Source organism: Pseudomonas sp. SJZ080, assembly GCF_007828295.1.
In the GTDB taxonomy this organism is placed as follows: Bacteria; Pseudomonadota; Gammaproteobacteria; order Pseudomonadales; family Pseudomonadaceae; genus Aquipseudomonas; species Aquipseudomonas migulae_A.
Window position 1 is genome coordinate 1 of record NZ_VIUK01000041.1, and the last position, 20385, is coordinate 20385.

The 20385-nt window shown below is 53.4% G+C and carries 22 protein-coding genes and 4 pseudogenes; 12 read left to right on the forward strand and 14 right to left on the reverse strand.

The window, feature by feature from the left end; translation table 11 throughout:
- Positions 1–45 precede the first annotated feature (45 nt).
- From FBY04_RS30620 to FBY04_RS32935, 3 genes and pseudogenes are all read right to left on the reverse strand, one after another.
- A complete protein-coding gene (locus tag FBY04_RS30620) occupies positions 46–516 on the reverse strand; it encodes a lipocalin family protein (RefSeq protein WP_306092809.1) in 471 nt (156 codons plus the stop codon).
- Between the two features lie 119 nt (positions 517–635).
- A complete protein-coding gene (locus FBY04_RS32930) occupies positions 636–848 on the reverse strand; it encodes an NrsF family protein (protein ID WP_256667211.1) in 213 nt (70 codons plus the stop codon).
- A 49-nt stretch (positions 849–897) separates the two neighbouring features.
- Positions 898–1116: pseudogene (locus tag FBY04_RS32935) on the reverse strand (NrsF family protein); the annotation flags it as partial.
- A 300-nt stretch (positions 1117–1416) separates the two neighbouring features.
- On the opposite strand from FBY04_RS32935, the gene FBY04_RS30630 reads away from it, so the two are divergent.
- Positions 1417–2694: a DUF2254 domain-containing protein gene (locus tag FBY04_RS30630; RefSeq protein ID WP_145307885.1), complete on the forward strand. Its 1278-nt coding sequence runs from the start codon at positions 1417–1419 to the stop codon at positions 2692–2694.
- Between the two features lie 3 nt (positions 2695–2697).
- On the opposite strand, the pseudogene FBY04_RS30635 reads toward FBY04_RS30630, so the two are convergent.
- The 3 genes and pseudogenes from FBY04_RS30635 to FBY04_RS30645 form a co-directional block, all read right to left on the reverse strand.
- A pseudogene (locus tag FBY04_RS30635) lies at positions 2698–4027 on the reverse strand (chloride channel protein).
- Between the two features lie 371 nt (positions 4028–4398).
- Positions 4399–4929, reverse strand: coding sequence for an inorganic diphosphatase (gene ppa, locus FBY04_RS30640; RefSeq protein WP_145307887.1), 531 nt, complete (start codon positions 4927–4929; stop codon positions 4399–4401).
- A gap of 9 nt (positions 4930–4938) precedes the next feature.
- Positions 4939–5223: pseudogene (locus tag FBY04_RS30645) on the reverse strand (DUF190 domain-containing protein).
- A 341-nt stretch (positions 5224–5564) separates the two neighbouring features.
- Here FBY04_RS30645 and FBY04_RS30650 point away from each other — a divergent pair.
- Complete coding sequence (locus FBY04_RS30650; RefSeq protein WP_145307889.1) at positions 5565–5696, forward strand: DUF2256 domain-containing protein; 132 nt, start codon at positions 5565–5567, stop codon at positions 5694–5696.
- 47 nt (positions 5697–5743) lie between these two features.
- On the opposite strand, the gene FBY04_RS30655 is transcribed toward FBY04_RS30650, so the two are convergent.
- Complete coding sequence (locus FBY04_RS30655; protein ID WP_145307891.1) at positions 5744–6106, reverse strand: histone-like nucleoid-structuring protein, MvaT/MvaU family; 363 nt, start codon at positions 6104–6106, stop codon at positions 5744–5746.
- Between the two features lie 230 nt (positions 6107–6336).
- Between FBY04_RS30655 and FBY04_RS30660 the strand changes: the two genes are divergently transcribed.
- Positions 6337–6585 carry a DUF6555 family protein gene (locus FBY04_RS30660; RefSeq protein ID WP_145319256.1) on the forward strand — a complete coding sequence of 83 codons (249 nt, stop codon included), beginning with the start codon at positions 6337–6339 and terminating at the stop codon, positions 6583–6585.
- 44 nt (positions 6586–6629) lie between these two features.
- On the opposite strand, the gene FBY04_RS30665 is transcribed toward FBY04_RS30660, so the two are convergent.
- Positions 6630–7792, reverse strand: a protein-coding gene (locus tag FBY04_RS30665) for an IS3 family transposase (RefSeq protein ID WP_145307895.1) whose coding sequence is annotated in 2 segments (ribosomal slippage) — positions 6630–7537 and positions 7537–7792 — 1164 coding nt in all. Because the reading frame shifts where the segments join, the coding sequence is not laid out codon by codon here.
- Positions 7793–7910: 118 nt separating this feature from the next.
- Here FBY04_RS30665 and FBY04_RS30670 point away from each other — a divergent pair.
- From FBY04_RS30670 to FBY04_RS30680, 3 genes and pseudogenes are all read left to right on the forward strand, one after another.
- Positions 7911–8759: pseudogene (locus FBY04_RS30670) on the forward strand (IS110 family transposase); the annotation flags it as partial.
- A 19-nt stretch (positions 8760–8778) separates the two neighbouring features.
- Entirely contained in the window at positions 8779–9039 is a 261-nt protein-coding gene (locus tag FBY04_RS30675; protein ID WP_218571666.1) for a carboxymuconolactone decarboxylase family protein, read from the forward strand.
- A 161-nt stretch (positions 9040–9200) separates the two neighbouring features.
- A complete protein-coding gene (locus tag FBY04_RS30680) occupies positions 9201–9902 on the forward strand; it encodes a haloacid dehalogenase type II (protein ID WP_145307897.1) in 702 nt (233 codons plus the stop codon).
- A 281-nt stretch (positions 9903–10183) separates the two neighbouring features.
- On the opposite strand, the gene FBY04_RS30685 is transcribed toward FBY04_RS30680, so the two are convergent.
- From FBY04_RS30685 to FBY04_RS30710, 6 genes are all read right to left on the reverse strand, one after another.
- A complete protein-coding gene (locus FBY04_RS30685) occupies positions 10184–10744 on the reverse strand; it encodes a lipocalin family protein (protein WP_145307899.1) in 561 nt (186 codons plus the stop codon).
- Between the two features lie 302 nt (positions 10745–11046).
- Positions 11047–11883: a sensor domain-containing diguanylate cyclase gene (locus FBY04_RS30690; RefSeq protein WP_145319259.1), complete on the reverse strand. Its 837-nt coding sequence runs from the start codon at positions 11881–11883 to the stop codon at positions 11047–11049.
- 399 nt (positions 11884–12282) lie between these two features.
- Positions 12283–12984, reverse strand: a complete 702-nt coding sequence (locus FBY04_RS30695) for a TIGR04283 family arsenosugar biosynthesis glycosyltransferase (RefSeq protein WP_145307903.1) — start codon at positions 12982–12984, stop codon at positions 12283–12285.
- Positions 12974–13660 carry a DUF2064 domain-containing protein gene (locus FBY04_RS30700; RefSeq protein WP_145319262.1) on the reverse strand — a complete coding sequence of 229 codons (687 nt, stop codon included), beginning with the start codon at positions 13658–13660 and terminating at the stop codon, positions 12974–12976. The genes FBY04_RS30695 and FBY04_RS30700 overlap by 11 nt, the downstream gene beginning before the upstream one ends.
- 98 nt (positions 13661–13758) lie before the next feature.
- The gene (locus tag FBY04_RS30705) at positions 13759–14400 is read right to left on the reverse strand and encodes a DUF1109 domain-containing protein (RefSeq protein WP_145307907.1); all 642 of its coding nucleotides are present in this window, start codon (positions 14398–14400) and stop codon (positions 13759–13761) included.
- Positions 14397–14969 (reverse strand): sigma-70 family RNA polymerase sigma factor, encoded by a 573-nt coding sequence (locus tag FBY04_RS30710; protein ID WP_145307909.1) that lies wholly within the window; start codon positions 14967–14969, stop codon positions 14397–14399. The genes FBY04_RS30705 and FBY04_RS30710 overlap by 4 nt, the downstream gene beginning before the upstream one ends.
- A gap of 248 nt (positions 14970–15217) precedes the next feature.
- Here FBY04_RS30710 and FBY04_RS30715 point away from each other — a divergent pair, with 248 nt between their 5' ends.
- The 6 genes from FBY04_RS30715 to FBY04_RS30740 all read left to right on the forward strand — a co-directional run bounded on the left by FBY04_RS30715 (position 15218) and on the right by FBY04_RS30740 (position 20337).
- Positions 15218–15490 (forward strand): DUF2282 domain-containing protein, encoded by a 273-nt coding sequence (locus FBY04_RS30715; RefSeq protein ID WP_145307911.1) that lies wholly within the window; start codon positions 15218–15220, stop codon positions 15488–15490.
- A 26-nt stretch (positions 15491–15516) separates the two neighbouring features.
- Positions 15517–16371 (forward strand): DUF692 domain-containing protein, encoded by an 855-nt coding sequence (locus tag FBY04_RS30720; RefSeq protein ID WP_145307913.1) that lies wholly within the window; start codon positions 15517–15519, stop codon positions 16369–16371.
- A complete protein-coding gene (locus FBY04_RS30725) occupies positions 16368–17132 on the forward strand; it encodes a DNA-binding domain-containing protein (RefSeq protein ID WP_145307915.1) in 765 nt (254 codons plus the stop codon). Before FBY04_RS30720 ends, FBY04_RS30725 begins: the two co-directional genes overlap by 4 nt.
- A gap of 34 nt (positions 17133–17166) precedes the next feature.
- Complete coding sequence (locus tag FBY04_RS30730) at positions 17167–17640, forward strand: DoxX family protein (RefSeq protein ID WP_145307917.1); 474 nt, start codon at positions 17167–17169, stop codon at positions 17638–17640.
- Positions 17641–17962: 322 nt separating this feature from the next.
- Entirely contained in the window at positions 17963–18940 is a 978-nt protein-coding gene (arsS, locus tag FBY04_RS30735; protein WP_145307919.1) for an arsenosugar biosynthesis radical SAM (seleno)protein ArsS, read from the forward strand.
- Between the two features lie 11 nt (positions 18941–18951).
- Positions 18952–20337, forward strand: a complete 1386-nt coding sequence (locus FBY04_RS30740) for a sodium:solute symporter (protein WP_145307921.1) — start codon at positions 18952–18954, stop codon at positions 20335–20337.
- The last annotated feature ends 48 nt before the right edge of the window (positions 20338–20385 follow it).

Here is a 20385-nt window from a genome sequence, read left to right on the forward strand (position 1 = left end):
GCTGCCAACACAGCGTGCCAGTGAGATTGATCAACTGCTACCGCATCAGTGGGTGCCGGCCTGAGTCACGCAAGGTGACTTCGGCAGACGCTTACAGTAGTCCGCCCATACTGCTGGGAGAAACGACATCCACGCTGGTGCGAAACGCACCTTGAGCCTGGGAGAGTCCGGAGCACCCACTTGCCGACCAGTGGCGAGAGAAAGATGCAATTGGCCATCGCGTAATCGACAACGGTTGACCGCTTGCACCGTACCGTCGACCTGTAGATGGAAATCGGTTCGGGTGAAACCGGCGCACTTTTTCTGAATCCGGTTGGGAGTGCGGGCGATCTCGTACCAGGTACCCATGAGCCGAGGCAGATCGATGCTGGCGACAGGCTGCAACGGCAGACTGGAACTGTCTGCCTGACCGCCGGGAATAGCAAAACTCAATCCAGACCAAAGCAGGCTAGTAAAAAGGTAGAGAACTACTCTGCGCATAGCACTAACGCTCACGGTTGGCGGTCGACGATGCATTCCCCAATGCTATCGGAGAAATCGGGTGCACGGAGATTGGCCTCTCAGCTCAACGATAGGCTATAGCCAGCTCAATCAGAGAAAAACCGGCATCGGGTTCGGCCATGTGAAGCACAGACTTACCAGCGCAGCCAGCTTCGACCGAGTAATGCGCCTAGTAACGTCGGCACCAGCATGCCCAACAAGTACCACACTCCCCAAAATGGTATCTGCATCTCGGGGCAGCCAAGCAAGTAAACAATCGTTGCCATTGAGCCTGCTAGTAGTCCACCGCAGGCTCCTGAGAGCGTCAGATTGGTGGGTGCAAGACCGCGTAGCGCCCAAAAACACACCGATAAACCCAGGAATCGACAGCAAGCTAATGTTGAGCACGCATACCTTCCAGGTTTGGCCGAGAATGATCGCTACGCGGTCGTCAGGTGGGGCTACCAAGAGTACATAGATAGATCCGACCCACACCGAAGCGACTGCGGCAACAATCAGCATTTTTCCGGGGCCCGAGGCAATTCCAAGTCTAGCCAGCCTCATTACCATGCTCAGTGCACCGATCATCAGACAGAGCGGAAAGGCGATCTTTGCCCAAAAAATCGGTGTAGCCATGACCAGGCCAAGGTGTGGCCGATTCCTATTATGCTATTACCAGTAAAGTGGCCGGACAGCATCGCGCAGCTGATTCACTTAGCGAGTGTCCTGCGGACAACTGGGGCCACACCCGACGCGAGCAGGGAAATAAAAAACATCAGTATTCATCATGCACACCTAACTCTTAACGCCAGTGCTTTGAGCCCTCAGTGTAGATAGTTGCTGGCAGATAGGGTGCAACCTACCATTCCAAATTGCCGAATAAAACTTCTACCCCGCCCGCTACTCTATTAGATGCAGTCACTAAAGGTATTGCACATGATCGCCCGTTGGCGCTGGGTAACGAATCAACTCACCAAACGGCTGTGGTTCAGAGCCTCCCTATTCTCCCTTCTAGGCGTGGCTACGGCTCTGCTCGCTGTTGTATTCAAAGACTTCATTCCGGAGTCATTGCCAGCGCGCATCGGTGCGGATGCGGTGGACAAAATTCTGGGGATCATTGCTTCCAGCATGCTGGCCGTTACAACCTTCTCGTTAAGTACGATGGTCACGGCGTATGGTGCCGCGAGCAGCGGGGTGACGCCTCGTGCCACCACGCTCGTGATGGAGGACACCACGACCCAGAATGCCCTCGCCACTTTCATCGGCTCATTCCTCTTTAGCCTGGTGGGGATTATCGCGCTGAGCACGGGCGCCTACGGCACCCAAGGTCGAGTATTGCTGTTCGCAGTGACGATAGTTGTGGTCATCCTGATCGTTTACACCCTACTGCGCTGGATCGATCACCTGTCCAAGCTCGGAAGGGTTGGAGAAACCATCGACCGCGTCGAGGCAGCTGCGATAAAGGCAATCAGCCAACGAGTCCAATGGCCCTACCTAGGCGGTTCAGCTTACCCGCCTGATCTGGTACTTCCCCCTGGCGCAATTACAGTCACAAGTGATCTAACTGGCTATGTGCAACATATCGATGTGAACGCTCTTGGAACCATCGCACAGGACAATCAGACCCAGATTTATCTGGACGTACTTCCGGGGACATTTGTGCACGAGGGAATGCCACTCCTACACATTGTGAGCTTGGGCAACACGATGACCGGTGATACCAATATCGCTAGAGAGGAGATTCTAGCGGCGCTGACCATCGGCATCCGGCGAACCTTTGAAAATGATCCTCGCTTCGGGCTCTGCGTGCTCTCGGAAATCGCTTCTCGCGCCTTGTCTCCTGCGGTCAACGACCCTGGGACGGCCATTGATGTCATTGGCCGAGGAGTGAGAACTTTGACTTGTTGGAGCAAACCTCACGTCTCTAGCTCGCAGACAGATCAAGGCTGTAAACAGGTCTTTCTTCGAGGATTGACTGTTGAAGATCTGTTTGACGATTTTTTTGCCCCGATAAGCAGGGACGGTGCAGGTTTGCTTGAAGTTAACCTTCGCCTGCTAAAGGCCCTCATCAGCCTCGCTAGGATTAACCCTGCGATCTTTAAGCATGCCTGCGACAGACACGCAGAGCTTCTGGTCACACGAGCAGATACAACGTTAGTGATGCAGCATGAGAAGGATCAACTTAGCTCACTGGCTAGGACGATGCCCCGGTAAAACCTATCGAGCTGGATTCTTTGGCGTGGTGTCGGGTTCTACGTTCTGTAGGAAGCCCCGCGCCAATTGCTGATACAACTCAGGCCCCATTTGAACTAACAGCCTTGGAGATCAAGGCTACCGCCATGAGACTAATAACCATACTGTGACTATCAATCATCTCCATCACAATGATTGCGGAGGTGATCGGAGACTGAGTAACAGCGGCCAGAAAACCAACCATGCAGAGGGCAATAGTGGGCTGCGCGGCTAGATGGAATAGCTCTGCGGTATTGGCGCCGACTGCTGCCCCTACGGCGAGCGAAGGGGCGAAAATACCTCCTGGAATACCAGAAAAGTAGGTCACTACGGTCGCTAAGAAACGCGTAATGGGTGCGTGCCATGGCAGGACAACATCGGATGCGATGACCTGAGAGGTAATGCCGTATCCGCTACCGAACGACATTCCGCCACTCAGCCAGCCCAATATTGCGACGATCAATCCGCAGATACCGGCAAACCATACTGGGTGCCGGCGCCGCCATTGCCAGATGATGAACTGTGGGTGCCGCTGTGGCCATAACAACATTCGGCTAAACAAAGCACCCAATAGCCCACATCCAATCGCTATCACTAATGCCGGGACGACTATGTCGAGGTTGATGTCCTGAATGCCGAAATGACCGAAATGACCGAAATAGTTGTAGTTGCCCTGCAAGGCAATAGCGACCATACCAGACAGGATGATGGTGCTGAGAAGAACGCCACTCGTGCGGGTCTCCAGCTTGCGTCCCAACTCTTCTACCGCAAAGGCGATCCCGGCCAATGGCGTATTAAATGCAGCCGCAATACCTGCTGCACCTCCCGCCAGAATGAGATCCTCGCTGCGCACAATTCGCGCATTGGGCAGGAAACGGTGAAAGAAGTGCATGATGGATGCCGCAACCTGGACTGAGGGGCCTTCGCGCCCCGCTGAAAAGCCGCCCGTTAGCGCCAACGTTCCAAGGCTTATCTTGGCGAAAGCAATGCGCAGTGAAACCAGTCTGTTAATGGGCTTGCCTTGACGCGCAAGGAGTGTTGCCGCGATTACCTGCGGAATTCCGCTGCCTTGTGCGCCCACGAAAAAACGCGTTGTCAGCCAAACTACGAACATGCCGATCAGTGGGGTGTAAATAAGAGGAAGTCACGCTCGCTCAGCGGTCTGTTGCGCGAACTGCTCCAAAGCTATGTCGGCCAACCTTGCAAAAGCCACTACCAGTAGGCCAGCAATGGTCGCTGCAATCCATAGAGTTACGCGAGTGCGCCAGCGCATTGAGGCGAAGCCTCGACGAAAAAGCTTTATCGGTTTGATCACACGAGGGGCTCCCGTTGAAGTCGCCATATTGACCGTAAGACTAAACAAATAAGAAGCTTGCTCCAAACAGCTTTGCGCAAGCTGGCGCAGAACGCTCTCCTATCGCTTCGCCGTTAAGCGAGTGCTACCCAGGAGTTTTTTATCCAGCTGCGTCTGCAACATCTTTAAGTAGACACCGTGTGAGGATCATCTTGGTGATTACAAATGTAAATCCCGCAAAAAACATTGTTATGAAGGCATAAGCCATCCGCTATTGCATGCGCTCTCTTCCCTCGACGCTTGACTCTTCGAGCGACTGAGAGGCTGCGCACTATTCACGCGCCCCTCGTATCAAGCATTCGACAGACGCTCCTCAGTCCAGCGCAAAAAACTTATTTCGGGGCATACGCAGCCACCGACTTGCAAATTTCCTCCCGAGCCTCATCAGCGCTCCCCCAACGGCCCATCTTCACCCACTTGCCCGGCTCCAGAGCCTTGCTGTTTTCGAAGAAATGCTGGATCTGTGCGAGCAAAAGTACGGGAAGGTCTTCCCACTCCTTCACGTCGCTGTACTTAGAGCTGAGATTGTCATGAGGCACCGCAATTACTTTGACCCCAGCACCTACTTCGCTTGTCATGTACATCACACCAACCGGGCGGCTGCGAACTACAACGCCAGCCGATACCGGGTACGGGCAAATCAACAGTACGCCCCGAGGATCGCCATCATCACTCAGCGTATTTGGAATAAATCCATAGTAGGCGGGATAAAGCGTCGATGTACTGAGGAAGCGGTCAACGAAGGTCTGTCCACTTGTTTTATCCACCTCGTGTGTAACCGGAGAATGGTTAGCAGGAGTTTCGATAACCGTAAAAAAGTCATTGGGGATCGCGATACTCGGTGGAACATCCGTATAGCTCACGTTCGTACCTCAAAGGTTTAGGAATGGCTTGGAGGCCTTTCTGCCGACGGTGCCCATTTCAATTGGGGTTTTTACGTAGAATACGGAAATCTCCTAAACCTCCAACCTCTTGAACAACATTTCGGATTCGTCCTCGGTGATAGCCATGCGAATCTCCGTAGGTTGATCTGCCAGCTCAAAAAAATGCGATGAGTGCAATTTACCTGTGTGCCCAAATCCTTCAATTGCTGTGCAGAGGCTCGCGCCGCGCCCCCCCATCTCTTTAGCAACGTCGACGATCCATTCGCGCAGCATCTTTCCCTGACAACAACGGTTCTGCTAGGCGAAGAAAATCGCTAGATAACCTCTCATGTTCGTCTCCTCAACGTGGCCCCAGAGTGGAAATAGCGTTGCTGTGCGAGCGACCGGTATCAAGCAGATGTGTGACTATCGCCGTGACTGCGCCTACAAGGTGAGCGGAAACACCAATCACGCGCTCTACTGTCACCTCCGAATGCGTCACGGCAGTCCTTCAGTGTGGTAATCAGAACATGAGTATTGCCTACAAAACCTCGACAAGATGACTGAACCCGAACGACAAGCGCTCTGGGACGTGGTCAGAAGCTGCTCGCCAGACTTGATGCAGGGGAGTTGTTTTGAAGGAGAGTGAACTTCCAGTCAAAACTTACGTGACTTGCGGCCTTCCCTTCTCATTGAGGAAAAAGTGGGCACACTGCTCGGAGAAAGTTCGCTACTGGTCGGAACGCTGCCGGCGTAGTAAAAGCTGAACTAAAGAAAAAGGGCCATTCCAGGCCCTTTTGTACTCAAACCAAGATCACTTGGTCAGCCAGGACTCTACTTTGTCCGAGCCATATTTGGCTTTCCATTCTTTCAGCGTTTTGTGGTTGCCGCCCTTGGTTTCCACAACTTCCCCGGATTCAGGATTTTTGTAAACCTTCACTTGGCGAGCTTTGCGGGTGCCCGCTTTTGGCGCGGCGACAGGAGCGCGTCGGGCTTGCGGATCCAGAAGATTGATGATGTCTTTCAAGCTGAAGCCGTACTTCGCGAGCAACGCACGGAGCTTTGTTTCGAATTCGATTTCTTGCTTCAGACCAGCATCACCCTTGAGCGCTTCTAGCGCTTGGAGCTGTTCGGCTAAGTGTTTTTCCAGTTGGCGAAATTCTGCGAGCTTGGACATGGTCGTTCTCTAGGTAGTTAGTCGCCTTACAATACACCAAAAACCACAATTTGAATTTAGAGTCAGGGAGCCATTTCTATGCAAGCCGAGGCTCGGTGTACTATCAAAAAAACGAGAAGATTTCGAATGCAGAAAGGCAGGCTAAAAAACGTGCTCAAAGGAAAAGTGAAAAACATTGGAATTTTTTCTGAGAGCACCACTCTTTTGCCTATGAGCGTAAGGAGGAACTCATGAGCCAAACAGATATTTTTGTCATCGAGTACAAGCTGCACGGGAAGCCAAAGTCATTCGTAATTCACGCCAAAACAATGCGCAATGTGGATGCCTGGCATTGGGCAAGCTGCGACGCCGGCCTAGCGCCCATTCCTAAACCCGGTAGACCTCCGTTGAAGGTCGTTTCGAAACCTCAAGCCGAGCGATACGGAGTGACAGAAGTGAAATGGCGCGAAACGGCTGTTCTTGATTGGACAGAGGCCTGAACATAGCCCAGACGGCGCAAATAGCGGGTGACTGTGTGTAGTGGTCAACTATTCCCGGACACGACGTTAAGTTTTTTCTCGGCCTGAGCTGGGGCCAGTCCGTTGTTGAATTGGTGCGGTCTAATCCATTTGTACCTATGCATCAGGTAATAACTGATGTCGCGGTGCGCCTCTTGAGCTGTCATGTAGCCTACGGTCGGTATCCATTCAGTTTTCAAGCTGCGAAACACACGCTCCATCGGCGCGTTATCCCAGCAGTTTCCACGACGGCTCATGCTTTGGCGCATGCGGTAACGCCAGAGCCGTTGACGGAACTGGCGGCTACCATATTGCGAGCCCTGATCCGAGTGAAACAAAAGCCCTTGAGGCCTGCCACGCTGTTCGTAAGCCATGTCCAACGCCTTGATGACCAGATCCGCATCCGGCTTGTTCGACAGCGCCCAGCCCACCACTCGGCGCGCGTAAAGATCCATAACGACAGCTAGGTAATGCCACTTCCCTTGAGCCCAGATGTAGGTGATGTCGCCACACCAGACCTGATTCGGCGCCGGCACATCAAACTCTCGATTCAAGATGTTCGGAATGTCAGGCCGCTCAACCGTCGCTTGTTTGTAGGCATGCGATCCAGGTTGTTTGCTGACCAACTCCAGTTCCCGCATCAGGCCTCGCACCTTGAACCGCCCGATCAGCTCGCCGTCTTCCTGCATCATTGACACGATACTGCGGCTACCGGCAGCGCTTCGACTTTGCGTAAACAGTTCATTAACCCGGCTGCGCAACCGAAGCCGCTCAACGTCTGGAGTTCGGCGCCTGAGGCGGTCGGCGTAGTAACACGAACGAGTGACGTCAAAGACTGCGCAAAGCCAATCAACCGGCTCTTGAGGGCTCAGTTGATCAATCAGCGCGTGCGCTCGTGCTCTTCCGACATCAAGAGCGCGGTAGCCTTTTTTAAAATGGATTTCTCCCGCTCAAGTCGAGCGATTCGAGCTTCCAATTCCTGGATTTTCTGCTGCTCAGGCGTCAGCGTCTTACTCTGCGGAGTAACGCCGCTGCGCTCCTGCTGGAGTTGATTAACCCAGCGACGCAACGCGGACTCGACCACCCCAAGCGAGCGGCTGGCTTCGATATGGCTATAGCCTTGATCGAGCACGAGGCCTGCGGCCTCGCGTTTGAATTCAGCGGAAAAAGAACGACGTTGTTTGGTCATCAGACACCTCTATCTGGCGAGCATTCTCGCCTAAATGGGTGTCCGGTAAGAGATGGTCACCCCCAAACCCTGCGAGGGCTACGCTTTCGCAGGGTATTTTATTTTGGAGGCCATCATCATGAGCGAATTGGCACTGGTCGGTATCGATCTCGGCAAACACACTTTCCACTTGCACGGCCAGGACGTATCGGGTCGAGAGATGTTTCGCAAGAAGCTCTCGCGCGTGCAGATGATGCGTTTTTTCGGCAACTGCCCCACTTGTAATGTCGTGATGGAAGCCTGCGCTGGTTCCCATTTCGTTGCCCGCGAACTGGCTACCATGGGACATGTAACCAAACTGATATCCCCGCAGTTTGTTCGGCCCTTTGTTAAAAGTAACAAAAATGATTTCGTTGACGCCGAGGCGATCTGCGAAGCCGCCTCACGCCCTTCGATGCGATTTGTCTCGCCTAAAACCGAGGCCCAGCAAACGCTCTCAGTACTTTATCGCATGCGTGAGTCGCTGGTGCGTGACCGCACCAAAACAATCAATCAACTCCATGGCTTCCTGCTGGAGTTCGGCATCAGCCTGCCTCTGGGGCGGACGGTCATAAAACGTCTGCCTAGCGTTCTGGCCGAGCATGAGTTGCCGATACGGCTCAGCACATTGTTACAGCGGTTGCACGCACACTTCGGCTATCTGGATGAGCAAATCACGCTGCTGGATAAAGAGATGGCTGGCCAACTGGCTGACGATGATCTGGGCAGTCGTTTGCTGAGTATGCCCGGCGTCGGCCCGATCACCGCCAGCCTGCTGGCTGTCGAAATGGGAGACGGCATGCAATTCGGATGAAGTCGTGACTTCGCCGCATCCATAGGGCTCGTTCCCAGACAGTACAGCACGGGTGGCAGGTCTAACTTGAAGGGGATCAGCAAGCGAGGAGACAAGAGCCTCAAATGCCTGTTGGTACAGTGCGCCAGGGTTTTCTGATGAGGTGAATAACGCGTTGCGTGATGAGACCCCCCTACCAACTTCAAAGCTTGAGGCGTTGCGCGACTTTACTCTGGCGATGGTGCGCCAACGTGGCGAGCTTGAGTCCACGCAAATGCAGGACTTTTATGCAGCCGGCTATACTCAACAAAATGTGTTGGAAATCATATTAGGCCTCAGTCAAAAAGTTATGAGCAACTACACCAACCACATTGCCCAGACGCCTGTCGACGAAGCCTTTAAGCGTTTCTCCTGGACTAAGAAATCATCCCGATAACGATCATCGATACCGCCCCTTCCCCTCCCGGGCACGATTTAGATTTATGAGCGTGCCCCGCAGGTTCGATCGAGGTAACTTTTCCGCGATCTAGCGTGTCAGGGGCCTCAAGCGAAAACCGCGTGCTTACAGTAGCGTGCACTACTTAGCAGAGAATATTCATGGCATTGCGAAAATCAGCGCCGATCATCGTTTTCGATGTGAATGAGACATTACTCGATATCACCACCCTTGAGCCGCTGTTTGAGCGTGTCTTCGGTGACCGAGCCATTTTGCGCGAGTGGTTCGCCAATCTGATCCTCTACTCGCAAACTATGACCTTATGTGGGCGTTACAGCCCATTTGGCAAACTGGCCGCGGGCACGCTGCACATGGTCGCGTCTATCCATCATGTCGCGCTCGACGCTAGTGATATTGATGAATTGCAGGCACGGATGAGTACTATGCCAGCACACCCTGATGTGCTGCCGGCACTCAACTGCTTACGTGATGCCGGCTTTCGGTTGATGACGCTAAGTAACTCGCCCAGCGGTGCATCCCCTTCGGCTCTTGAGCGCGCCGGGTTAGCGAAATTCTTTGAGCGCAGTTTCAGTGTTGAGGTAGTGAAAAAATTTAAGCCTGCCCCGGAAACCTATCAGATGGTTTCGAGGGAGATGAATGTCGAGATGGCGGACTTGCTTCTGGTCGCTTGTCATCTTTGGGATACGGCGGGTGCGCAAGCTGCGGGGTGCCTTGGCGCACTGCTGACCCGGCCGTACAATGCACCGCTACCGATAGACGAGGTGCCAGTGCCAGACATAATGGCCGCAGAGTTAGGAGGGCTGAGCGAGCAGATCATTCAACGCTGGGGCGGACAGACTTAGCCAAAGGCCTAACCTGATCCTCTTAGTGGCCTATTGCCGATGGCAATGGGTGTGCTTGATTGCCCGAGTCGGCCAATGACCTATATGTTCGCCATGACATAAGTCATTTGATCGCGGTGTAGGACTGTAGGCAGGAACTACTTTCCAGTGACGTTTAGACTAATCCCGAATAGCCAGCAGCGTCGCAAACATCGCCATTGTTGAAAAAAGCTCGAAAACCGTCGTTGATAGACTTACCGTACGATTACACGGCCCATTTGGTCAGCAATCCCCATCCGACGCTATTGCTGTGTCATCAGCAGCCGTTCCACCGCGAAGCCTTTGTCTTTCAGTCGTTCCAGTAGTGCCGCGTAAGCCTGCGGCTCTACCCGAGTTGTTCGCGACAAAATCCACAAGTATTTGCGAGTCGGCTCGCTGACGGCGACCAATTGGTATTGTGCGTCAAGATCAATAATCCAGTAGTCCCCCCACACTGAGGGGAGGAACGACATCCACGCTGGAGCGAAGCGCACCTTGAGCCTGGGAGAGTCCGGAGCGCCAACTTGCCGACCAGTGGCGAGAGCAAGATGCAATTGGCCATCATGCAATCGACACCGGTTGACCGCTTGCACCGTACCGTCGGCCTGTAGATGGAAATCGGTGCGGGTGAAACCGGCGCACCTTTTCTGAAACCGGTTGGGACTGCGGGCGATTTCGTACCAGGTACCCATGAACCGAGGCAGATCGATGCTGGCGACAGGCTGCAACGGCAGACTGGAACTGTCTGCCTGAACAGCGGAAGCGGTAAAACTCAATCCGGCCCAAAGCAGGCCGGTAAAAAGGTAGGGAAGTAATCTGCGCATAGCACTATCGCTCAAGACTGACAGTCGACGATGCATACCCCTATGCCATAGGAAAAATCGGGTATACGTAGGTTGGCCCTAAACTGCGAAATTGCACTCCACTTGACCACCCGTTCGCATTCGATCTGACCAGTCATTTGCATTCGTTCTGACCACCGATTGCATCGGATTTGACCCGCACGCGTCGTACCCAAGATCGGCAAGGAACCTACCAATAGCGGACTTTTTGAATAGATTCAAACCTGCCGTGCTTTGCCGAAGGAACCCACGCGCTCGTTACCCAGCCGCAGAACGGCGTCTTTTCATGCGTACATATCGTCATCCGCATGGCGGAGTAGAGCATCTGCATCCTCCCCGTCAGCGGGATAAATGGCCACGCCAATACTGCAAGACGGTATTTTTACCCCTCCAAATTCAGTGCCCAGCGGCTCGGCCATGACCGTGAAAATCTGCTCCACCTTCCTGGAAACGGCGTTCTCCGACTGGATGTCCGTCAACAAAACAGTGAATTCATCACCGCCCATACGGGCCACCGCATCCGTCTCACATACGCAGCCTTCCAGCCGTCGTGCAATCATACAGAGCACACGATCACCCACGGCATGTCCATGGGAATCATTGATACCCTTGAAGTCATTGATATCCAGAAAAAGTAAAGCCAGAGTGCTCTTGTTACGGTATGCCGCTCGCAGCGCCGAGTCCACTCGTGCATTGAAAAGCGACCGGTTGGTCAGTTCTGTCAGCGGATCATGATGGGCGAGGAAACGTAATGCTTCCTCGGCCTGGCTGAGGGCCGTAACATCACGCGCGACACCGATCCGCGCACCCACTTCCTCTGACCAGAAGGCCGCCCAGAGGATGTGCACGATACCTCCGTCCTTGCGCAGATATCGGTTGCGGAAATCGAAGTGGGGCTGACCATCCATGACCCGGACAATGGAGGCTCGTGTGACCGCCAGGTCGTCAGGATGCATATAGTCGGTGATCGCGTTGCCGGTCAGCTCGTCGGCACGGTAACCGAGCAGTGCCTCACAGGCATCACTTACAAATACAATCTGGTTGTCCCTATCAACCACGAAGACCGTGTCCAACATCAGATGGATCAGTTTGGGGTAGTGCTCTTGCAGGTCTACGGGCATAGGTCAGGGAGTCCGGTTCATATATTTTGATCATAGCCCGAGGGAAGGGTGGCGGCGAGGAATCCTGCAGACTTCCAGAAGACATGCGCAAAGTCAGGTAACAGTTCGCTTTCGAGGCCTATCTGCGCCCGCGTGTAGAAGCCGCTCGACCCTATTGGGTTCACTCCATCAACGGACATGATCCCTATGCTTACTTGAAGGGCGTCTTACGCGCCTGCCGACGCGGCGGGAAAGCGAAATTGCCGAACTGCCGCGCATAGGACATCCGTCTAATTGCGCAAGGTGTGTTGGACTGACGCTTACACACCTGCATCAGGATTTGGACGGGAGTTAGCAATACTCCCTCTATGATCAGTGAGTTTTCGGGCATGCGTGGGTTGGTTAAGCCGGCAAAAGTGATTATTTTCTCGGACTATAAATGGCTGCTAATCGGGAAGCTGGGACACCCACGTAATAAGCTATCGCGAGCAAACGATTACGCAACGAACGACGCCACCAGCCATCGCGCTGCCAGCGCCTGGCATCGACCCCCACACCTTGAGCCAACTCTACGAATCGGCCTTGGTCGCGGACGCGCTTCACAAGTTCGACCTCCTCAAACAGCGGTGACGCGTCATGTTGTCCGGACGAAAGATATATATCGCGCTGGAAAAATAATCCTTGGTCGCCGTAAGGAATCCCAAAACGGGTACGCACATTGATCAGTTTTTCTAACAACCTGCTTTGCCAGCAATTGGCATTGGAGAATCTGAATGCGAAATACCCTCCCGACGCACCAGAGTTGATTGCATCACGGATAGCAGGCAAGCAATTACACGTCAGATGAGCGTCAGCATGCAAAAACCAGATAATCGAATGAACTGCGTGGCTTGCCCCCAAGCGAAGCTGCTCACCTCGGCAGGGTGATGCAGGTACCCAAAGTGAACCATGGCGCTGACAAATTTCTAGGCAATTCGCGCTTTGGGCCGCATCAACCACGATCAGTTGTAGCGACTCACGCTCATTTATTGCCATTACATTTAAATGACTGAGCAGCTTTTCCAGCGCTGCTTCGTCATTCCAGCAAGGCACGATAACGCTGACAGACCCTTTATTTTGCATCTGATACTTCCAGTAGATCCGCCAACGCGTTTTTCAGTTTTAATCTCGCAGGTCGTGCATCGTGAGCCAATGCCTCTAGCAAGGGCTTTAGGTCTTCTTGGAGGTCGATGTCGAATAACTCACCAGCCAGCGAAACCGAGTGGCCCGAACTCCGACAACATTCGACTAGCGCTTGACCGAGATGCTGAGTGCTCCAAGGCAAAGCGCTCAAGGTCGGCCAAGGCTTACGAGAGGCCATAAGAACAACGCCACCATCTTGCGCCATCATGAGCACTGTATCTGAGTGCTGAAGTTGCTCGTTCACACGTTGATAGTCGTCAGGGCCTAACAATGGGCAGTCGCTTCCAATGTAAATCAGGTACTGCTGACCCAGGTTCCGGAGTTGCATATCCAATGCATTCAAGCGCTCACCGAGGTTTCCCTCACTCTGTGGAATGCAGAGTGCACTCTCGCACAGATCCTGCCCCCATTTCTGGTGTTGTGCTTGATCAGGAGCCAAAGCTCGTGGGCCCGGAAAAACTAAAAGGTCTTCTATAGCGCAATCGAGAAGCAACTGAGCGATACCCAGGGCGCGTTCCTTACCAACACCCTCTGCCAGCCGCTGTTTTGAGTGGCCCAAAGCAGGTCGCTTACAAAGCAGTACCAGGCATGGATCATGATTGTTCAGCGAGCTCATCTGCTTGATCCCAATATGCGTCCGGTATCACGCATCGCCTGAAGTGATGGTGTTGCTAGATTCCTCTGACCACCAGCACGGGTGATGCCCACGATCTGCTACCAGCGCAGCCAGCGTCGACCAAGTAGTGCGCCTAGTACCGTCGGCACCAGCATGCCCAACAAGTACCACACTCCCCAAAATGGTATCTGCATCTCGGGGCAGCGAAGGGAGTAAGCAATCGTTGCCATTGAGCCTGCTAGCAGTCCGCCGCAGGCTCCTGAGAGCGTCAGGTTGGTTGGTGCGAGACCGCGTAGCGCCCAAAACACAGCGATAAACCCCGGAATCGACAGCAAAGTTATGTTGAGTGCGCAGACCTGCCAGGTATCGCCGAGAATGATCGCAAGGCGATCATCAGGTGCGGCCACCATGAGTACGTAGATAGCGCCAACCCACACCGTAGCGACTGCGGCGACAATCAGAATTTTGCCGGGGCCCGAGGCTATTCCAGGTCTAGCCAGCCTCATTACCATGCTCAGCGCACCGATCATAAGACAGAGCGGAAAGGCGATCTTAGCCCAAAAAATCGGTGTAGCCATGACCTGGCCCAAGTCTGGCCGAACGCCCATTATTACTATTACCAGCAAAGTTGCGCCCAAGAGGCCTGCCAGAACCGCGCCGCTGAATCGCTTAGCGAGCGTCCTGCGGTCAACCGGGGCCACACCCGACGCGAGCATGGAAATAAAATCATCAGTGTTCATCGTGCACCTCTAACTCTTAACGCCAGCGCTTTAAGCCCTCGGTGTATCCCTATCTTCACCGCAGACTCAGATAACCCCGTCATTTGAGCGGTTTCAGTAACTGACAGACCTTCTATTTTCACGTGCACGATAGGTAGACGCTGCCGCTCAGGTAGCTGCTCAAGCAACCTACCTAGGTCGCGACTGGCCTGCGCAGGTTCAAGATGTGGTTCGGCAAATAGCTCTGCCGCATCGTCGAGGGAATCGTTGAACACGTCATGACGTGACCTCCCACGGAAAAAGTCGATGAGCTTGTAACGCGCAATGGCGAAAACCCACGCCGTCAGCGGTTGGTCTGCTCGATAAGTCTGGCGCGCATTATGAACAGCCAAGAGAACCTCTTGCAGCAAATCCTCGATTTCACCAGATCTCTGCTGAAGCCTCGAACGTAAAAAACCACGAAGATGACCACTTAACTCCGATAAAAACGTTCGATAAGACCGCTCATCTCCGTCCAGACCTGCGATAAACAGAGCCTGAAGGTGGAGCTCTCGACTGCGCAACACGTCGTTATGTGTAGTTCGTTCCATCGTTCGCTCTGGTTACACGAAAAGTAAAAATATCTCGCTCCTGCATGAAGCCAGCGTTGGTGACGGGCAGCGGATCTTACATGCGGTTACCGGCATAAGGTAACAAGCGAATCAGTTTTGCAGGTTTGAAAAATATTTTGCGGTCGCTGTAACCGGCAGTGAGAAATCATCGAACTACCTATTGGATCGCAAGCACGGTACTCAAGCGCTGATGCGATGACCAATCCTCATCATCTGGAGACACAACCATGAACAATCTCAAGCTTGCCGCCTTCGCTGTTGCCTTATCTACTTTCGCTGCAGGTGCTATGGCCGCAGAGGCTCCTGCTGCCGCAGGCGCCATGGAAAAGTGTTACGGCGTTTCCCTAGCTGGCAAGAACGATTGCAAAGCCGGCGCAGGTACCACCTGTGCGGGCACCGCCAAAGTGGACTATCAGGCTAATGCCTGGAAAAACGTTCCTGCGGGTACTTGTACCTCCATCAAAACACCAAAAGGCACTGGCACTCTCGCACCTATGTAATCGCAATACCACGGGGCGCACCAACCATGAGAACTGAACGCCAGATGGGGGCCGGGCTCGGCCTGAAACCGAATCATTACTCAGATGCGCTGGACTGCACGGCAGAGGGTCTGTGGTTCGAAGTTCATCCGGAAAACTACATGGTGGATGGTGGCCCCCGTCTCGCATGGCTGGAGGCGATTGGGGATCAACATCCGCTTTCGCTGCACGGCGTGTCACTTTCACTTGCTGCCGATTGTCCACCGGACGAAAACCATTTGAAGTGCCTGAAAGCGCTGGCACATCACGTTCAGCCTGCTTTGATTTCCGAGCATCTAGCTTGGTCAGCATGGCGTGGTCAGTATCATCCTGACCTTTTGCCATTCCCTCGCACGGTCGAGGCATTGCAACGCATCGCAAACAACATACAGCGTACACAAGACGCTTTAGGACGTCCTATTGCCATTGAAAACCCCACCCATTACCTAGGCTTGGATGGTCATGAATTCAGCGAAATCGAGTTTTTGACCGAACTGAGTGTGAGAACAGGCTGCGGGTTGCTGCTGGATGTCAATAACGTACACATCAGCGCACATAACCTGGGTTTTGATGCGGGAACGTATCTGGATGCCTTCCCGGCCAAGGCAATCGTGGAGATCCATTTGGCAGGCCACGCGGTGGATCCGGGAGATACGCGGTTGCTGATAGATACTCACGATGCCTCAATCGCTGAAGACGTCTGGTTGCTCTATCAACGCGTTATAGAACGGATCGGCATGCGCCCAACCTTGATCGAGCGCGACGACAATATCCCAGGGTTCGACGCCTTGCTGAATGAACGAAACAGAGCACAGGCGCTGTTGAACATCGGGAAGAGGCAACCATCGGAAGTGACGATATGAACACCTCACTCGCAAGCTTTCAGGATGCATTCGTCGATGCGTTATATGAGCGAAATTCGACTGGAATGACTGCTCTAATCGAACAGCCCGGTTTTTTGGTGTACCGCAATACTGTATTGAAAGGATCGACGGACGCATTACTAGCGAACTTTCCCACCATAGAGCGCTTGGTCGGTACAGAGTGGCTTAAGGCCGCTGCAGCGATCTATGCCCGGCAGTCGCCACCGACGGATTCCCGGCTGCTGCACTACGGCGCTGATTTCCCGGATTTTCTCGACGCTTTTGAACATGCGCGAGAAATGCCTTATCTGGGCGACGTCGCCCGCCTGGATCTGCTTTGGACACAAGTCCATTGCGCTAAAGATGAGCCCGACATTGATCCGAGCGTATTTGCGAACCTGTCCCAAAAGGACTTGGCCCGCAGCCGACTCACACCGAATGCCGCTTCCCGTTGGGCGTGGTTTCCAGACAACCCCGTCTACACCATCTGGCGCTTCAATCGCGAAGAGCGGGACATGCCCGACGAACTCAACTGGCAAGGCGAAGGAGCGCTTCTGACGCGCAAGCAAGCCAAGGTTTGTTGGGAGGCTGCCAGTGCTGCGGATTGCACGTTTTTAGATGCCTGCGCAGCACACCTGCCGCTTGAACTGGCCGCAGAAAAAGCCCTTGAGGTTCAGCCTGACTTGGATTTGGCAGACCTCATTGCCCGCTTATTCAGGGCCGACGCGTTCGCCTCTGTAAGCATCCATCGCTCTTCCTAAAGACTTAACACCAACTTAACCAACGGAGCACATCATGGACGCGATACGAAATACTTCGTCCACAGCCGACAAATCTTTGCGAGGCATGTGGAACCGCATTGCAGACCGAATTGGCTTAATGATTGGTGACTCACTATTGGTGCTGGTTGCTCGTCTATCCATTGCGGCCATTTTTTTGATGTCAGGACGCACTAAAGTCAGTGAATTTTTGACGATCACACCCAGTACGTATGAGCTGTTCCGCACAGAATACTCGCTGCCATTTATCACGCCAGAGCTGGCCGCGCATCTCGCTGCCTACAGTGAGCATTTGTTTCCACTACTTCTTGTGCTAGGCCTGTTCTCACGACTATCCGCATTGGCGTTACTGGGTATGACGTTTGTGATCCAAGTGTTTGTCTACCCTGATGCTTGGCCAACTCATCTTTCCTGGGCGGGCCTTCTACTGTTGATCGTCGCCCGTGGTGGAGGCGCAATGTCGCTGGATCGCCCGCTAGGAATTAAGTGATGCTTTGGCTGCTGCTCACTCACTGCCTGATGAACGGATTACGTAATCGGGCCTAATCAGGCATTTTGGACAGATGACGGGTTGCAGGTGTCGAGGCCTAAACACTCAATCTTTCCTTGATTACGGACTGAAAAGTCCAGTAACCAGTGGGTGAATTTTTTGTGCTAGTGAATGGATATTTCGGGAGGGTTGAGAAGCAGTTCTCGTTCGATGACGCGTGCGAGAAAGCCTCAGCGCGATCACTAGCCGGTTACGAGAGATCCATCTGTAACACCGAGAGGCTATGGCCTCAGAACATCAGTCTTCGAGAGTAGGTATCACCATGCACGCAATGTTACCGCTTCTGAATGCCCTGAGCTTTCCACCTCTGCACCGTGGTCATTTGGAAGCCTTGCAGATCAACCTCACCTACCTTTGCAACCAGCGTTGCCTGCACTGCCATGTCAATGCAGGCCCCACTCGCAAGGAATCCATGACGGATGAAAGTCTGGCGCTGTTGCATCAAGTTATTGATGCCCATCCAGTGAAGACCCTCGACCTGACAGGGGGCGCTCCTGAAATGCATCCCCGTTTCAGAGAGATCGTTGTCCATGCTCGGCGAGAAGGGTTGCGTGTCATTGACCGCTGCAACTTAACAATTCTCAGTGAACCAGGTTATGAAGGCTTAGCGGAGTTTCTGGCTGAGCAAGGAGTAGAGGTGACTGCATCTCTGCCTTGCTATTCCCGTGAGAATGTCGACAAGCAACGAGGTGATGGGGTATTCGACGCAAGCATTGAAGGCCTCAAGAAGCTCAACAATCTCGGATACGGTATTTCTGACAGCGGCTTAATCCTAAATCTTGTTTACAACCCTCAAGGCGCAAGCTTGCCCCCGCCGCAGGCTCAGCTCGAGATCGATTACAAAGCTCACTTGGCGGAGGATTTCGGCATTCAGTTCAACCATCTCCTGACTATTACCAACCTTCCGATTGCCCGATTTGGAAGCACCCTGGTTAGCAAGGGGCAGTTTGGTAATTACATGCAGCTGCTCAGAGATAGCTATCGATCTGAGAATCTCGAAGCAGTCATGTGCCGGAACTTGATCAGCGTCGACTGGCAGGGTTACCTCTACGACTGTGACTTCAACCAAATGCTAGACCTACCGATGTTCATGCCCGGTCTGATTGGTCGTGATCGGCCTCATCTGCGTGACTTGCTCAACTCCTCAAGTCTGGAAAATAACCCGATCACTACACGCGACCATTGCTTTGCTTGCACCGCTGGTCAGGGTTCGAGTTGCGCTGGCGCATTGAAAGGTTAAGGAGAACATCAATGGAGCCGAATAGTCTGCTAGGTGTGTTTTTTTGGGGATTTTTACTGATTTACGGTCTCGTCATGTATGCGTTGTCACCTCGTGCTGTAACTCTGGGTGGCTTTTTCCATGGCGAAGATTCTCAAGGTCGTAGCGCGGCTCCCTGGCTACTGACATCGAGTATTTTCATCAGTTGGATTTTCGCTAAATCGGTGACGAACGCTGCCAACTTGGGAGCAAGCTATGGATTGATTGGTGGTCTGGCCTATGCCACGTATTGGCTTTCGATCCCGCTGGCGGGTTTCGTCATATTCAGACTGCGCCGACGTTTCGGAGCTACAGGACTGGTCAGCTTTCTGATCACCCATTACGGTCGCTCTGCGGCACTGGCTTTCAGCGCAGCCATTCTTATCAGGCTCTTTAACGAGGTCTGGAGCAATACCGCTGTGGTCGGTGGCTATTATGGTGCTGCCGGTAGCATTGAGTTTATCGGAGCCGCCTCGTTGTTCACCGTGGTGACACTGGCTTACAGCCTGCGTGGTGGACTTCGCAGTTCAATCATGACAGATGCGGCCCAAGCTGGAATTTTCTTGATTGCCCTTGTCTGGGTACTTGGCTTGGTTTTACCGCAGCACAGCACCAGGGAGCTGATGAGCACCAGCCATTGGGCAATGGGTTCGGGCGTTGATTTATTACTGGTCGCGGGGCTCCAGATTTTCAGCTACCCGTTTCACGACCCTGTCCTGACGGATCGTGGCTTCATCAGCGAAGAGCGAACGATGCGTAGGTCTTTCTTCGTTGCCGGACTGCTGGGTTTTGTTGCCATTCTTGCGTTCAGTTTGATTGGTGTACACGCCACCCTAGTAGGGATAGATGTTTCTGATAACGTTCCAGCAGCGCTGGCGAAATCCATGGGGGTGGTCGCACTGTTGGTCATGACCGTAGTAATGGTCTCAGCAGCAGGCTCCACTCTCGACTCCACTTTTTCGAGCCTGGCCAAGTTAGTGGGTCGAGAGTTGCCGCTGCTGGCTGGTCACGATCTAGGCAAGAAGGCAATCGGAGTTGGCATGTCTGTGATGGTTATATTCGCAGTCTTGGGCAACATTCCTATGCTCACTGGAACCGACATCCTTAAAGCAACAACCCTGAGCGGCACAATGGTCATCGGTCTCGCTCCGGTGTTCGTTTTACATGGAATGGTGACTCCGACTCGATTAGGGTTCCACCTGAGTTTCTGGTGCGGCATTGCCCTGGGCATAGCCCTTACGTTGGGCTGGATACCTCAAAGTTGGGCTATTGGTGATGGCAAATATGCCCTGCTGCTGGGCACCAACCTTTACGGATTGGCGCTATGCATATTGGGCTATTTGATCCCAGGTTACCTATCTAAGCGGGTCGCAATATGAGCCGGGGTAGGATGCTCATGCGACCTGGGCGCGATTGCCCTCTGGACT